The organism is Kluyvera sp. CHPC 1.251, assembly GCF_036759945.1.
Taxonomy (GTDB): Bacteria; Pseudomonadota; Gammaproteobacteria; order Enterobacterales; family Enterobacteriaceae; genus Kluyvera; species Kluyvera sichuanensis.
In genome coordinates this window covers 143,291-158,306 of the sequence record NZ_JAPKIC010000009.1, presented here as the reverse complement: position 1 = coordinate 158,306, position 15,016 = coordinate 143,291, and the positions used below count along the sequence as shown (strand labels likewise).

General features: G+C 52.2%; 13 protein-coding genes and 2 pseudogenes. 9 read left to right on the top strand and 6 right to left on the bottom strand.

Annotated features, from left to right (window positions below):
* Positions 1-118 precede the first annotated feature (118 nt).
* Positions 119-202, bottom strand: a pseudogene (locus tag V6940_RS17695) (IS3 family transposase); the annotation flags it as partial.
* A 57-nt stretch (positions 203-259) separates the two neighbouring features.
* A pseudogene (locus tag V6940_RS17690) lies at positions 260-541 on the bottom strand (transposase); the annotation flags it as partial.
* A gap of 382 nt (positions 542-923) precedes the next feature.
* On the opposite strand from V6940_RS17690, the gene V6940_RS17685 reads away from it, so the two are divergent.
* Entirely contained in the window at positions 924-2,504 is a 1,581-nt protein-coding gene (locus tag V6940_RS17685; protein ID WP_333496735.1) for a sensor domain-containing diguanylate cyclase, read from the top strand.
* 35 nt (positions 2,505-2,539) lie between these two features.
* On the opposite strand, the gene V6940_RS17680 is transcribed toward V6940_RS17685, so the two are convergent.
* From V6940_RS17680 to V6940_RS17665, 4 genes are all read right to left on the bottom strand, one after another.
* Positions 2,540-3,322, bottom strand: coding sequence for a putative bifunctional diguanylate cyclase/phosphodiesterase (locus tag V6940_RS17680; protein WP_333496734.1), 783 nt, complete (start codon positions 3,320-3,322; stop codon positions 2,540-2,542).
* Complete coding sequence (locus tag V6940_RS17675; protein WP_333496733.1) at positions 3,323-5,155, bottom strand: PDC sensor domain-containing protein; 1,833 nt, start codon at positions 5,153-5,155, stop codon at positions 3,323-3,325.
* Positions 5,156-5,919: 764 nt separating this feature from the next.
* Positions 5,920-6,258: a DUF1869 domain-containing protein gene (locus V6940_RS17670; protein WP_333496732.1), complete on the bottom strand. Its 339-nt coding sequence runs from the start codon at positions 6,256-6,258 to the stop codon at positions 5,920-5,922.
* A gap of 10 nt (positions 6,259-6,268) precedes the next feature.
* Positions 6,269-6,601 (bottom strand): DUF1971 domain-containing protein, encoded by a 333-nt coding sequence (locus V6940_RS17665; RefSeq protein ID WP_035894643.1) that lies wholly within the window; start codon positions 6,599-6,601, stop codon positions 6,269-6,271.
* Positions 6,602-7,125: 524 nt separating this feature from the next.
* Between V6940_RS17665 and V6940_RS17660 the strand changes: the two genes are divergently transcribed.
* The 8 genes from V6940_RS17660 (at position 7,126) to V6940_RS17625 (ending at position 14,912) form a co-directional block, all read left to right on the top strand.
* Positions 7,126-9,228, top strand: a complete 2,103-nt coding sequence (locus tag V6940_RS17660; protein WP_333496731.1) for a TonB-dependent receptor — start codon at positions 7,126-7,128, stop codon at positions 9,226-9,228.
* Positions 9,229-9,230: 2 nt separating this feature from the next.
* On the top strand, positions 9,231-10,055 hold the full coding sequence (locus tag V6940_RS17655; RefSeq protein WP_333496756.1) for a heme/hemin ABC transporter substrate-binding protein: 825 nt from the start codon (positions 9,231-9,233) through the stop codon (positions 10,053-10,055).
* A gap of 23 nt (positions 10,056-10,078) precedes the next feature.
* Positions 10,079-11,416, top strand: coding sequence for a heme anaerobic degradation radical SAM methyltransferase ChuW/HutW (hutW, locus tag V6940_RS17650; protein ID WP_333496755.1), 1,338 nt, complete (start codon positions 10,079-10,081; stop codon positions 11,414-11,416).
* Between the two features lie 12 nt (positions 11,417-11,428).
* Positions 11,429-11,923 (top strand): heme utilization cystosolic carrier protein HutX, encoded by a 495-nt coding sequence (gene hutX / locus V6940_RS17645; protein WP_185668731.1) that lies wholly within the window; start codon positions 11,429-11,431, stop codon positions 11,921-11,923.
* On the top strand, positions 11,923-12,546 hold the full coding sequence (gene chuY / locus V6940_RS17640) for an anaerobilin reductase (protein ID WP_333496730.1): 624 nt from the start codon (positions 11,923-11,925) through the stop codon (positions 12,544-12,546). The genes hutX and chuY overlap by 1 nt, the downstream gene beginning before the upstream one ends.
* 50 nt (positions 12,547-12,596) lie before the next feature.
* Complete coding sequence (locus V6940_RS17635) at positions 12,597-13,589, top strand: FecCD family ABC transporter permease (protein ID WP_333496729.1); 993 nt, start codon at positions 12,597-12,599, stop codon at positions 13,587-13,589.
* The gene (locus V6940_RS17630) at positions 13,586-14,353 is read left to right on the top strand and encodes a heme ABC transporter ATP-binding protein (RefSeq protein ID WP_333496728.1); all 768 of its coding nucleotides are present in this window, start codon (positions 13,586-13,588) and stop codon (positions 14,351-14,353) included. The genes V6940_RS17635 and V6940_RS17630 overlap by 4 nt, the downstream gene beginning before the upstream one ends.
* Positions 14,354-14,489: 136 nt before the next feature.
* Positions 14,490-14,912 (top strand): hypothetical protein, encoded by a 423-nt coding sequence (locus tag V6940_RS17625; protein WP_333496727.1) that lies wholly within the window; start codon positions 14,490-14,492, stop codon positions 14,910-14,912.
* Positions 14,913-15,016 lie beyond the last annotated feature (104 nt).

Here is a 15,016-nt window from a genome sequence, read left to right as displayed (position 1 = left end):
GGTTTACGCACCTGCTTTTTTGCCGCCACTTTGTCGAGCCTCTGGCGGGTATGTGCATGAAAGAGTGAACTGTCCCCACGGCCGTAGACAAATTATGTTCTCGCGACAAGGCCTGTTCAAAGACCTCCGGACTGACGCCGCAGAGATGACGGTGTCGCCGGGACCGGTTATAGAAGACGTCAATGTAATCGAAGATATCTGCCGGTAATAAGACGTGGGGCTTTATAGCCGCGTGCAGCTTTAATCCGGTTCAGTTGCAATGTTCATTGATAAAGCGGTACTTCAGTCGGGCTCCTTTGCAAAGTACCGCGCGGCCTTTTTCAGGATATCCCGTTCTTCTTTGGTACGTTTTAGCGGCTAAACCCCAGGCATGCAGTTCACTGTTATCAGGTTTGATAGCCCATAGCCACTTGTAGAGTCTGTGCACAGAAGCGCCCAGACGATCAGATAATTCGGCAACGGAGTAACCGCGTGCCGTTATCTGACGGACGACGTCTTCCTTAAATTCAGGTGTAAATCGTGGTGTGCCCCTATGCTCCACCTATGCTCAAACTATAGGGCTAAATCGTCTACCAGGACGGGCCCCGTCCCAAATCCCCTATCACACTCCCTGCATTTGCCACATTTTTCGCCTATTACCATAGATAATCCGTAAAACGGATAGCGATGCTATTTTATACTGTAGTCATACCCTTTCGTGGCTTTAAGTTCGTTACTTTCTTTTGACTTAAAACGAAGATGAAATACTACTTTTGATAGAAAGTAAAATCCAATGGTTGCCCATTGAGAGAAAAAAAAGAAGAAATAAAACGACTGACCATACGATACAAAGACATTCATTGCTGTTATGATTAGAAACTAATAATCGTTTATCAAGTTAATTAATCTCGCACTAGCGAGATTTTAGGATAATATTATTAACAATGTGGAAAATAATTAAGAACAATTACATAAAATCATCTTTAAGCATTAAATTACAGACTGTAATTGTTTTGCTCGTTATTGTCAGCATTGCAATAACATTTATTAATAGCCTGGCTTCAGTCTACTTTGTACAAAAACGGCTATTAACCGATTTTGCAGAAAAAGATGATCAAGCATATTCATCAAAACTGGCCTCTACGCTGGACGGTTTTTTCAATTCGGCAAAAAGAGAACTCGAGCATACCGCGCAGGAAGCCGACTCTGGTATGGCCAAGCCTCAGCAACTGGAACGCTTAACACAGCTGGTATTTGAGCAGAATAATTTTTTTAATTCGGTTGGTATCGTTAATAAACGGAATGTCGTGGTAGCGGTGGCGCCTACTCTCATCAGAGCAATAGGTAAAAATACTCAAATCAGTGTTAAAAATCATCAACTGGAAAAGACAAATATCAGTCAACCACTCTATTCCGTGATGGGAAATCTTATCGTCATGGTGACAGCACCACTTAAGAGTGGGTCGGGAAAATACCAAGGGTATGTTGCGGGAACTATCTATCTAAAAAGCAGAAACATGCTCTCCGATATGATGCGCAATCATTTTCATCGTATCAACACCAGTACCGTGGTGGTCAGCAGTGACGGTACCATCCTCTACCATGAAGAAGAATACAAAATAGGTAGCAAACTTGCTGGGTCTATCCTCTCGGCAATGGGTAACTCTTCAGAAGGAGTACGCGAAGTCGAACAAGACGATGGTAAAATGGTTATTGTCGGCTTTGCCAAAATGTCCGCAGTTGACTGGACGGTCATAACACTCACAAAGGGACAGACGATCACCCAGGCCATTCAACAGGTTATGTATGAAGTGCTGAAAACGACAATTCCAGTATTGCTCATTACGCTGGTGCTAATCGCTATTGCAGCACGCAAAATTTCTCGTCCGTTAAATAAACTGGCGGAGTGTGCGGATCGTATGGATGCACCGGCCATTACACAACAGATTGACAACATTAGTGCCTTCTATTTTGAAGCCCAACGCCTGCGAAAAATGATGAAAACAGGTATTGGCAGTATGCACGACCGAATCGGTGAATTGCACGCAGAAACACTGACCGATCCGTTGACGGGACTGTATAACCGACGTGCGCTCAAACCCTATCATGAGAATCTACCTGGTTCAGCAAAAAACGTTTCGCTTATTCTGATCGATATCGACCGATTCAAGTTTATCAATGACACTAAGGGTCATGATTTTGGTGATGTCGTATTGAAACGGGTTGCCGAACATTTGCGGAAATTCACCGACAGCAGCGATATTATTTTTCGTATCGGAGGTGATGAGTTCCTGATTCTATTACCGGACATGGTATTAGAGGAAGCGGTACAGCGAGGTCGGTGTCTTCTGAATACGCACGATTTATTCCCTGACGACGATGCAACAAATATCACCCTATCGCTTGGGATCTCCAGTTTTACGAGTGAACGTACAACTCTCGAATATGCAATAAAAATGACCGATATAGCCTTATACCAATCAAAACAGGGGGGGCGTAACCGGCTCTCGGAAATCGCGCTCTAATCCCATGCCAGAGCCGAAACCATCCAGCTATTGACTCAGTGGTAAACCAATTTTCCATCATTGAACGTGTAGGTATCAAAAGGCACTGGTCGGCAGAAATGATAGCCCTGCGCCTTTTTACAGCCTAACGCCAGCAAGCACTGACGAACCTCTTCCGTTTCGATACCTTCTGCGATCAATGGCACACCAAAGCCTTCAGCGAGGGTAATAACCGAAGAAATGATTGATGCATTCTTCTTATCGGTAACGACATCGGCAACAAACAGGCGGTCGATCTTAATAGCATCAAAAGGCAGTTTGTATAAATAAGAAAGACTGGAAAAACCGGAACCAAAATCGTCGATCGCCACGCTGATACCCAGCTGACGTAGAGAGCAAAGCGTTTCATTGATATAGGCAATTTCACGCAGCAACACCGTTTCCGTAATCTCAATACAAATGTTCTGATTGACCAACCCCTGTTGTTGGATAGTTTTCAGCAAATGGTTTGAAAAGTTGTGCTGTAGTAACTGGTTAGCGGAAATATTAATGTGCAATTTGAAATCTGGCGATGCCCCCTGGCTTATCAGGGCGGCAAGTTCCGCACATGCCTTCTCAATAATCCAGTTGCCTAAAGGCAGCATTAAACCGGTTTCTTCCGCCAGCGTAATAAAGCAATCCGGTGAGACAGGTCCCCATTGAGGTGATTGCCAGCGAATCAGGCACTCACCCTCCACGCACTCTGTGGTTTGCAGATCCACGATTGGCTGCATCACCAGATAGAACTCATCGTTCAGAAGCGCATTTCGCAGGCTTTCATGCAAACGGATGTTACGCAACTATTGTTCGCGCATATATTGCTCGTAGAGCTTGACCCGTGACTGTCCATCCTGCTGAGCCTTTTTCAACGCAATATAAGCATTCATAATACTGCTGTGTACCGAATCAGCAGTAATATCCTCATAGGTCATACCGACATAACCGGTAAACGTATACTTATTAACATTATGCGTTGTGTAGACATTTACCCCGCCAAATAATACATCAAGCCGGTGCTGGTAATATTCGCATATCTGCTGACTGAAGTGTCCCGGATAAATAATGATAAATTTATCTACGCAGTCACGGCATAATAATACGCCCGCGGGAAGGTTTTTCTTCATGACTTCGATAAAATCGCTGAGATACTTTTCAGCGTATTCACTACCTAGCAGGTTGGTAATTGAACTCAGGCTAGCGGTATACACGACTGCCAGGAGGTTATATTTTTTGTCCGGTGCATGACGCAGTGATTGCAGTAGACCTGCGCGTGACATTAGCCCTGTTGAAGCATCTTCATTGATTTGTTTCTCAAGAGCGAGAAAACTACGACTCACCTTCTGGGATAAACGGAAAAAGGCCAGATCGAGGTAGGCGATCTCGGGAAAACGCCAGGTGTTTGAAGATAATATCCAGGGCTGATCGACCAACTTATCTGCTTTCTGAGTAATGAGCTTTAGTGGTGAAATAACACGGGAGACCACCACAAGAATCAAGGCTAATCCGAGGGTAAAAATAGCCAGACAGATCATCAATGCTATATGGCGGGCATGGCTCATTTCCTGCATCAGCGCCACTTCAGGCACAATAATGACCACTTTCCAGTCGACTAACTCAAGATGCCTACCGATTGGCATGAACAGGACAAAATTACGTTCACCGTTGAGATGGAATTCGGCAAGACTGCTTTTCTCACTCGTATTCATTAGCGCGCCTGCTGCCCGCGCTGATCTTGAAGAGGATGCGGAAATCAGCGGCAGGGTCAGCCCTTTCTGGTCCACCAGTCGGCCCTGCGACTTACCGGTAGTCAGACTGGCATCGTTCGAAGCGACAATTTGATTATTGTTATTTAAAACCAACAGTAAGCTGTTCGGAAATGGTTTAACCGTATCTAAAAATGTATTTAATTCAGTCAGATGTAGATCACTTGAGACAACACCGGTGAATTTTCCATTTTTGTTATAGGTTGGTGAGCTATAGGAAATACTGACACCATTCGTGGAGTTCATATCCCGGTATGCCGGCGTCCAGCTTGAACGACGTGTTTTACTGGCTATGGCATACCATGGTCTGATCGACATATCATAACCATATAGAATATCCTCAACCCCAGACTCAATACTGGTACCATTGAAAAAGGTTAACTCGTTATTGGTTTTCACCGACTTGAGGGTAAGGTATTTATCAGACAACGAGTTGTTTTTGCGAGCAATGCCAACATAGTCGCCATTGCTGCTACCAAAGGCAACAGAGCTGAGATAATTGTTTTCATTAAAAACATTATCAACAATGTTCTGTAATTCTGATTGTACCAGCGTCAGGGATGGTATGACTTCACCACTTTCCTTAAGACCATGGGCAATAATTAAATTAGCCTGACGCGGGATGTTGACATAATAATTGATGGCATTCTTAACAGATTGCCCTTTTGAATGAATCAATTTCTCAACCATAAGGTCAAGAATAGCATCCGTTTCATGACTGATGTAATCATAAACGGTAAAGAAAATGCCGGCAAAAGAAAAAACAAGGAAAATTATTACGGTATTTAATAGCGATAGAGGAAAAACCTTCCTCTCGAGCTTAATCTCACCGCTGAATGGTTCTGTGTTTGTTTTCACGTTATTTGACATGAGACGCCAGCACTCCTTTCGCGAACCGTTAACACCCAGCGTTTTTTCTGTTAATTAACGTGCATATGTTCGCCGCAGATTGGAAATGTAATGTTAAGTTATAATTAATAAAATATATTTTAATTTGAGTTTATTATTTGCATGAAAAGATTAAACATCACCACCGTAAAACAGATCGCATAATGCATCCAGAATTTACTTAAAACATAACATTTAAAAACGAAGCGTTAACAACTCTTTATTTTTATAGTAAATAAGTTCACTGACTTCGTTGCTGATACTAACACGATGGGGTTAATCTGAGTTAAAATTTTTCGTGTAGAAATGGATATTTACTCACTCAAGAGAGATACCCATGCACTACCCGATTGTGAATACTCACATCCTGAGTTCAGGACATTCTGAGCAGCTGATGTCGCTCCATGCAACCCACCAGGGCCTGACTATTTTTACGCTATAAAGGCCGCTAGAAAACACGGCGATCAGATAGCGTGTTTCAGGGAGTCAGCAAGCGCCAGCTCACCAGGGAGCCGTTAGCTGTGGCTATCTGGCACGCGTACGCTAAGCAGCGGCATGGCAGGGGGTGAGACTGGAACAAAAGAGAAATCCTACAGCTCAAGAGGTCAATGAAGCGAACGAAATAGGGCGGGGTATCCTGATTACTCGGCCCATATTGATGAAGGGAGGGATGGGTCAGGCAGCAGCAGATAGCCCGCCAGGATATCTGCTCGCTGCTAAGTAAGGTTCAGAATGGAACGACAACACTACCAGCCGCAGACGTTAGTCTCTTCATCCGACTCATACCCGCGAACGATGTTCACCAGGTCTTTAACCGCATCGGCGGCAACGGTCGGGTCCTGCAGCTCGCTCAATTCAGCAAATTCTTTATCCACCGACACACCGTTATTATTATTGGTGACAGTCAGCAAGAAACCTTTACCCTGCGCGTTATCAGGAGAGAGCGGGGAAATAAGCTCGGCGACAGCCTGTACGGCAATATCAGGAACATAAAGCGCCATCGGTTTCAGATAGACTTTTTCCTGTTTCTCTTTGTTATTGCCATTAATAACCGCTAATGAATACCCTTTATTTTCACTGTTCATCAGTTCAGTTTCATCCTTCTATCAAAATCTTAGGATCGACATAGAAATCAACGTTAAATACGGTGTCGTCGCTTAATGCTTCAATACGGTGCCATTTCTCAGCCGGGAAAACGCCAAACTGCCCGGCTTCGATGGTCATCGTTTCAACGGGGTCCGGGCTGGTCTCATCGGCATAACCATAATAGCGTATCGCCCCCTGCATCACCGCCAGGCGTGGGAACACGCCCTGCCGCGTACCGGCATCAAGATGACGCTTCCAGATGGATGCGGGCGCAGTTTCTTTGGTCCACAGCGGCGTGGTACGGGTATGGACGTAATGGGTGGGGATGATGATTCGCTGCATGATTCTGCCTCTCTTTCCACGCGTTCAGGCGCGGTCTGGAATGGGAAAATATGTTGCATATCTTATACCCCTTTTAATCACTGAGGGTATTATTTTTTAATTTCATCAGGCTATACCCCTATTTATACTCAATAAGGATTAGATTATTTTAAATACGTATATCCACCTCAGATAGTGCCTATTCAACAATGTAATTAACCGTCCGATTCTTTTTTTACCCGTTAACGTTCAATGCGATCGCCGACAGCTGATACATTCCCGTAATCAATTAATAATCCCCTCTCCTTCCAGCATTGCGCCTCCCGCTAAACACCCTCACCTATCGCAAACCAGCAGTATTAACCACTTAATAATGCTCAGTATTGTGGTGATCGAAATCACATTTTACTGCCCTGTCGCTGGCATAAATTGATGCAAATCAAAGATGCATTTTGTTTATACCTTCGAGGCTGGACGTGTTTCCGTTGATGTGTAAATGTAATTGATAGTTATTATCATTATCATATTCATTTGTAGGGATACCGATGCTGCATTCCATTACCCGAGGGTCCTTCGTACTCTCCGCGCTGGCGCTCTGCGTCTCCAGCGCGGCCTCTGCCGCCACATCATCTGATACGCCGCACAAAGCCAGTAAGGAAGAGACGCTGGTTGTGACCGCGAATCGTTCAGAAAGCTCGCTCTGGAACAGTCCGGCAACCATTCAGGTTATCGACCATCAGACGCTGCAAAACTCCACCAGTACCTCCATTGCCGACGATCTGCAGGATATTCCGGGCGTAGAGATTACCGATAACGCACTCGCCGGGCGCAAGCAAATCCGCATTCGCGGCGAAGCCTCTTCCCGCGTACTGATCCTGATCGACGGTCAGGAGGTCACCTACCAGCGCGCCGGGCAAAACTACGGCGCCGGGCTACTGATTGATGAATCGGCGCTGGAGCGCATCGAAGTGGTCAAAGGCCCCTACTCGGTGCTATACGGCTCGCAGGCCATCGGCGGCGTGGTGAATTTTATCACCAAAAAAGGGGGCGATAAGCCCCTCGCCGGGACGGTGAAAGCGGTCTATAACTCCGCGACGGCGGGCTGGGAAGAGTCGGCGGCGGCATGGGGCAGCATTGGTCAGTTTGATTACCGAATTAACGGCAGCTATTCCGATCAGGGCGATCGCGATACGCCGGACGGCCGTCTGCCGAATACCCATTTTCGCAATAACAGCCAGGGCATCTGGCTCGGCTACAACCTGGATAACCAGCATTTCGGGCTTTCTCTCGACCGCTACAAGCTCTCGACCCAAACCTATTACGAAGACCCGGACGGCGAGTACGATGCCTTTAGCGTCAAGCTGCCGAAGCTGGAGCGGGAAAAGGTTGGTCTGTTCTACGACGTAGATGTCGACGGTGATTATCTGAAGAAAATTCACTTCGATGCCTACGAGCAGACCATCGCCCGTCAGTTTGAAAACGAGGTGCTAACGTCGGTTATCCATAATCAGACCAAAACCAACGATAAGCAGTACACCCAGGGCGTGACGCTACAGAGTAACTTCTCGCTGCCTGCTAATAATGCGCTGGTCGTTGGCACGCAGTACCAGCGCGACCGCGTCTCGCAAACCACCGACGGCTCAACCTACCTGAAGCCGATGTCACGGGAGACCCAAACCCGCGCCTATAACGAGTCTGAGCAGAGTAATACCTCGCTATTCGCCCAGAATGACTGGCATTTTGCCGACAACTGGACCTGGACGCTCGGCGCGCGTCAGTACTGGCTGTCGTCAAAACTCACCCGCGGCGACTCGAATGCCACAACGAACGGCATCACCAAAGACACCTCTATCGGCGCGCAGTCAACGAGTGACAATGCCCTGGTCAGTGCTACCAGCCTGCGGTACTCGGGCTTCGACAACGTCGAACTGAGAGCCGCGTTCGCTCAGGGCTACGTCTTCCCGACGCTGACACAGCTGTTTTCGCAAACCGCCGCGGGCGGGGGGACGACCTACGGCAATGCCAATCTAAAAGCCGAACACTCCAACAACTATGAACTGGGCGCCCGCTACAACGGTAACCTCTGGCTGGTCGATGGCGCGGTCTACTACTCTCAGGCGAAGGACTATATCGCTACCGTCGCCTGCTCCGGCCAGGCTATCTGCAACGGCACGACCAACTCAGCGCGTAGCGGCAACTACTACTACGACAACATTGACCGTGCCAATACATGGGGCATGGAGTTGAGCGCCGAATATAACGGCTGGGTTGTCTCACCGTACATCAGCGGTAACCTGATCCGCCGCGAATATGAAACCCCTGCTGGGAAAACCACCCATACCGGCGAGCCCGCCATTAACGGCCGCGTCGGGGTGAAACACACGCTAATGCTCAATGTGGCAAACGTCACCTCCGATCTCTTTATCCGCGCGGCCTCCAGCGCCAAAGACGATACCGGTAAGGAAGAGACCCGCACGCCAGGCTGGGCCACGCTGAACCTGGCGGTAAATACCGAATTTGGCGCTAACGATCAGTATCAGGTCAACCTGGCGCTCAACAACCTGACCGATAAACGCTATCGCACGGCGCATGAGTCCATTCCGGCGGCAGGTTTGAACGCCGCGGTCGGCTTTACATGGAACTTCTGATGATGAAAAAACTGGCTATCGGATTACTGGCGCTGGCCGCCGTGTTCAGCGCCCAGGCTGCTGACCGCATCGTGGTTGCCGGCGGTTCGCTCAGCGAGCTAATTTACGCGTTGGGCGCGGGCAGTCAGGTGGTCGGGGTGGATGAAACCACCTCGTATCCGCCGGAAACCGCCGCGCTGCCGCACATCGGTTACTGGAAGCAGCTCAGCAGCGAAGGCATTTTATCGCTGCATCCAAACCGCTTTATCACCTGGCAGGACGCGGGTCCGCAACTGGTGTTTGACCAGCTGCGCAGCCAGCACGTTGAGGTGCTCACCCTGCCACGAGTCCCCGCCACCGTTGAGCAGATGTACGCCAATATCCACACGCTTGCCAGCGCTCTGGGGCGTGAGAACAGCGGCACCGCGCTGGTGGAAAACATTCGCCAGCGTCTGGAAAAGGTCGCGCAGAGCAGCGCCAGTAAACCATCGCCGGTAAACGCGCTGTTTATTCTCAGCGCGGGCGGCAGCGCCCCGCAGGTGGCGGGGAAAGGCAGCGTTGCCAACGCCATCATGGCGCTCGCCGGTGCCCGCAACGTGGCTGAGCACCCGCAGTATCGTAGCTACAGCGCGGAGGCGCTGATTGCCGCCAACCCAGAGGTGATTATCGTCACCGCGCAAATGGTCAACGGCGATCTTAACCGCCTGAGCGCGATCGCCGGGATCACCCGCACCAACGCGTGGAAAAACCAGCGCATCGTCGTTATCGATCAGGCCCTGATCCTCGGCATGGGCCCGCGCGTCGCCGACGCGGTTGAAACGCTGCACCGCCAGTTCTGGCCACACTAAAGGATGTTGAAAGACCGATGATGTTGAATACCCCTATCGACCTGGATTTAACCCCGCACTTTGCGCTGGAGGGCGGCCAGCCCTTTAAAGACCGCCGGGCGACGATGCCCTGGCGCGGCGCGGTGCCTATCGCCAAAGAACAGCTTGAGCAAACCTGGCAGGAGGTGCTGAACCACGCCGCGCCGCCGCGCAAGCGTCTGCTATATCTGCACATTCCGTTTTGCGCCACCCACTGTACCTTCTGCGGCTTTTATCAGAATCGCTATGAAGAGGACCACTGCGCGCGTTACACCGACGCGCTGCTGCGTGAAATCGAGATGGAGGCCGACAGCGTACTGCACCAGTCCGCACCTATTCACGCGGTCTATTTCGGCGGCGGCACGCCGTCGGCGCTGTCAGCCCGCGATCTGGCACGCATTATCACCACCCTGCGCGAGCGCCTGCCGCTGGCACCGGACTGTGAAATCACCATTGAAGGCCGGGTGCTGAACTTCGACGATGCGCGAATTGACGCCTGCCTCGATGCTGGCGCGAACCGTTTTTCCATCGGCATTCAATCGTTTAACAGCAAAATTCGTAAGAAGATGGCCCGCACCTCCGATGGCCCTACCGCCATCGCCTTTATGGAAGGGCTGGTCAAGCGCGACCGTGCCGCAGTGGTCTGCGATCTGCTGTTTGGCCTGCCCGGCCAGAACGCCGCGCTGTGGGGAGAAGATCTGGCGATCGCCCGCGATATTGGCCTCGACGGCGTCGACCTCTACGCTCTCAACCTGCTGCCCAACACGCCGCTCGGCAAAGCGGTTGAGAACGGACGCACCAGCGTGCCGCAGCCCGCCGAACGCCGTGACCTCTATCTTCAGGGCTGCGACTTTATGGACAAGGCCGGCTGGCGCTGCATCAGCAACAGCCACTGGGCGCGCACCACCCGCGAGCGCAATCTCTATAATTTACTGATTAAACAGGGCGCTGACTGCCTGGCACTCGGCTCCGGCGCGGGCGGCTCCGTCAACGGCTATTCGTGGATGGTCGAGCGCAACCTCAATACCTGGCACGACGCTATCGCCGCGGGCAAAAAGCCGCTGATGATGATGATGCGCACCGCCGAGCGCGGTTTCCAGTGGCGGCACCTGCTGCAATCTGGTGTAGAAACCGCCCGCGTGCCGCTGGATGCGCTGACCCCACACGCCGCGACGCTCGCCCCACTGCTGGCCCAATGGCACCGCGCCGGGCTGACGTGCGACGACTCAACCTGCCTGCGTCTGACCAACGAAGGGCGCTTCTGGGCGAGCAACATTTTACAGTCTCTTGATGAACTTATTCAGGCACTTAATGCACCGCGCATTGCGGTTGAAACCCAATAACAGGAGTTAACGATGAGCAACGTATCCCTACAGGACTTTTTAAAAACCGAGCCTGACGGCACGCTGGAAGCGATCGCCAGCCAGTACCACACCACGCTGCTGGAGGTGGTAAAAAACCTGCCATCCCACACGCTGGTGACGGGCGACAAGTTTGACACCGTGTGGGACACCGTCGCGGAATGGGGCAAGGTCACAACGCTTGTGCATACCGCCGATGTGATTCTGGAATTCACCGGCGAGCTGCCGTCCGGCTTCCACCGCCACGGCTACTTCAACCTGCGCGGCAAGAAGGGCATGACCGGCCACATCAAGGCAGAAAACTGCACCCACATTGCCCTGGTAGAACGCAAATTTATGGCGATGGATACCGCCTCTATCCTGTTCTTCAACGCTGCGGGCAGCGCAATGTTTAAAATTTTCCTCGGCCGCGACGACCATCGCCAGCTGCTGAGCGAGCAGGTTGACGCCTTCCGTACCCTCGCCGCCGTGCTGAAAGGAGAGGCATGATGACCCCGTGGTTAATATTTGGTGCGGGCGGTAAAGGCGTCGGTGCGCTCACAGCCGAACTGGCGCTGGCAGAAAAACGCCCGGTGGTCGCGCTGGTGCGCAACCCGGAGGCCGCCGCTCGGCTGGAAGCGCTGGGCGCACAGGTTTTTATTGGCGATGCCTGCGACGCTGACATAGTCGCGAAGGCCTGTCAGGCCGCCGGTGAAACGGCAACGGTTATCTCCACCATGGGCGGCGCGCAGGATTATCTCGCTCACCGCACGGTGATTGATGAAGCCGAAAAAGCGGGTATTCGTCGGATGATTCTGGTGACCTCACTCGGCTGCGGCGATAGCTGGCCGTTCCTCTCACCGCGTGCCAAAGCGGCATTTGGTCAGGCCGTGCGTGAAAAAAGCCTGGCGGAAAGCTGGCTGCAAACCAGCACGCTGGACTACGCCATTCTGCGCCCTGCAGGGCTGCTTAGCGGTGAGGCTACCGGTAACGCACTGCGCGTGCAGCAACAGGAAGTCCACGGATTTGTGCAGCGCGCGGACGTCGCAGCGCATATTCAGGCGTTAGCCAGCGCCCCGGCGCTCGACCAGCAGGTTTACAGCCTGGTTGAGCCGGGCCTCAAACCGGCGTAATTCCCCTGCGGCGCGGTACATCGCGCCGCATCGATGTAACGGAGCTTGGCGTGTTCAAGGATTCACTCTCTTCTTTCAGCGTTTTTATCGGCCTACTGTTGGTACTGGCGACCCTTGTGCTGGTCGGCGCCAGCCAGGGGGCGCTAAAAATCACCTTTGCCTCGTTGCAGGATGCGCACTACCGCGACATCTGGCTCAACATTCGTCTTCCACGCGTGCTGCTGGCGGTGCTGGTTGGCGGCGCGCTGGCTACCGCCGGGGTGATCATGCAGGGGCTGTTTCGTAACCCGATGGCCGACCCGGGTCTGTTAGGGGTGAGCAGCGGTTCGGCGCTGATGGTTGGCGTCGCCATCATCTTCCCCGTTTCGCTTCCCGCCGCTTTTCTGCTGTACGAACAGATGATTTTCGCCGTCGTCGGCAGCCTGGTGGTGTGCGCCGTGATCTTCCTGATTAGCCTGCGCCACCAGCACGGCGGCATGATCCAGCTGCTGCTGGCGGGGATCGCCATCAACGCGCTCTGCGGCGCGGCGATCGGCATCCTGAGCTACGTCGGCGATGAACAGCAACTGCGTCAACTGACCCTATGGATGATGGGTAGCCTGGGGCAGGCACAGTGGCCTACGCTGCTGGTTGCCGCGTCGTTTGCGCTGCCAGCGATGATCGCCACCGCCTGGCTTGCCACCACGCTGAACCTGCTGCAACTGGGCGATGAAGAGGCGCACTACCTCGGCGTGAACGTTAAGCGCAAGCGCCAGCTACTGCTGTTACTCAGCTCCCTGCTGGTGGGTGCTGCGGTGTCGGTCAGCGGTGTTATTGGCTTTATCGGCCTGGTCATTCCACATCTTATCCGCATGACCATTGGTGCCGACCACCGCTGGCTGCTGCCCTGCTCGACGCTGGCCGGAGCCTGCCTGCTGCTGGTCGCCGATACCCTGGCGCGCACGCTAGTGCAGCCTGCTGAAATGCCGGTCGGCCTACTGACCAGTCTTATCGGCGGCCCCTATTTTCTTTGGCTAATCCTGCGGACACGGAGAGCGCTATGATTGAAGCCCGGAATCTCACCTATAGCATCAACGGCCGTCGCCTGACCCATAACGTTTCGCTGACGCTTCCCGGCGCAGAGATAGTCGCTATTCTTGGCCCCAACGGCGCGGGAAAATCCACCCTATTGCGCCAGTTGACCGGTTACCTGAAACCCGATAGCGGCAGCTGTTCGATGTTTGGCAAAGCGCTGGATGAGTGGTCAACGGAGACGCTGGCCCGCACCCGCGCGGTGATGCGCCAGAACCAGGAGATGGCATTTCCCTTTAGCGTGATGGAGGTGATCCGTATGGGCCGTCACCCCCATCGTAGCAGCAACCCGCGCGACGAGACGGAGCACATCATGGCGCTATGCGGCTGCCGCGAACTGGCCGCCCGCGATTACCGCCACCTCTCCGGCGGCGAACAGCAGCGGGTACAGCTGGCGCGCCTGCTGGTGCAGCTTTGGGAGCCGGAACCTACGCCAAAGTGGCTGTTTCTCGACGAACCCACCTCAGCGCTGGATATTCACCACCAGCAGCAGCTGTTTCGCCTGCTACGCGAGCTGGTGCAGCATCGGCAGTTTAACGTCTGCTGCGTACTGCACGACCTCAACCTGGCCGCACGCTACGCCGACCGTATCGTACTGCTGGAAAAAGGCCAGGTCGTCGATAACGGCACGCCACAAGAGGTGCTGACGGAATCCGCGCTGCGTAACCTCTATCAAGCGGAAGTCGCCGTTACCCGAACCCGTGATGATGCTCCGATGATCGTCCTGGAAAGATGATGATTCACAGGCGGTTTAGCGCACTTGCCAAAACCGCCTGTTGGAACACGATGATTCAATTACAGTTTATTCCTAAAGCCTCATCCAAACGTCTGTGCCATCCTTTCTAACGCTCACAAACTGATGAGGATTTGTTATGAAAAAAACAACAATTGCACTTTCAGCACTCCTGCTGGCTTCCCCTGTTTTCGCAGCGACCACACACGCCACCGACGACACGGTTGCCCAGGCACAGGCAAACGCGAATACCGCGAAAGAAAAACTGCATCAGGCACAAAACCAGGGTGAAGAGCTTAAGCTGAAGTCTAAGCACGCCACCGAAGGTAAGAGCGACAGCGTCGGTAGTCAGGTGAGCGAAGGCGCTCAGAAAACCTGGCATAAAACCAAAGAAGGGACTGAAAAAGGGTGGGATGCCACCAAAGAAGGTGCCCAGAAAGGCTGGAATAAAACCAAAGATGCCTCCCAGAAAGGGTGGGACGCGACCAAAGATGGAGCGCAGAAAGGTTGGGATAAAACCAAAGACGGTGCCGCTGAACTGGAGAAAAAAGTCAGCGAATAACACTAACTTACCGAGTCAAAAAAAGCCGCTGATGCGGCTTTTTTTATGCCTGTCAGGACAACCCTGCACCTCTGCCCATCCGTTTTACCTACCACTCGTTGTGT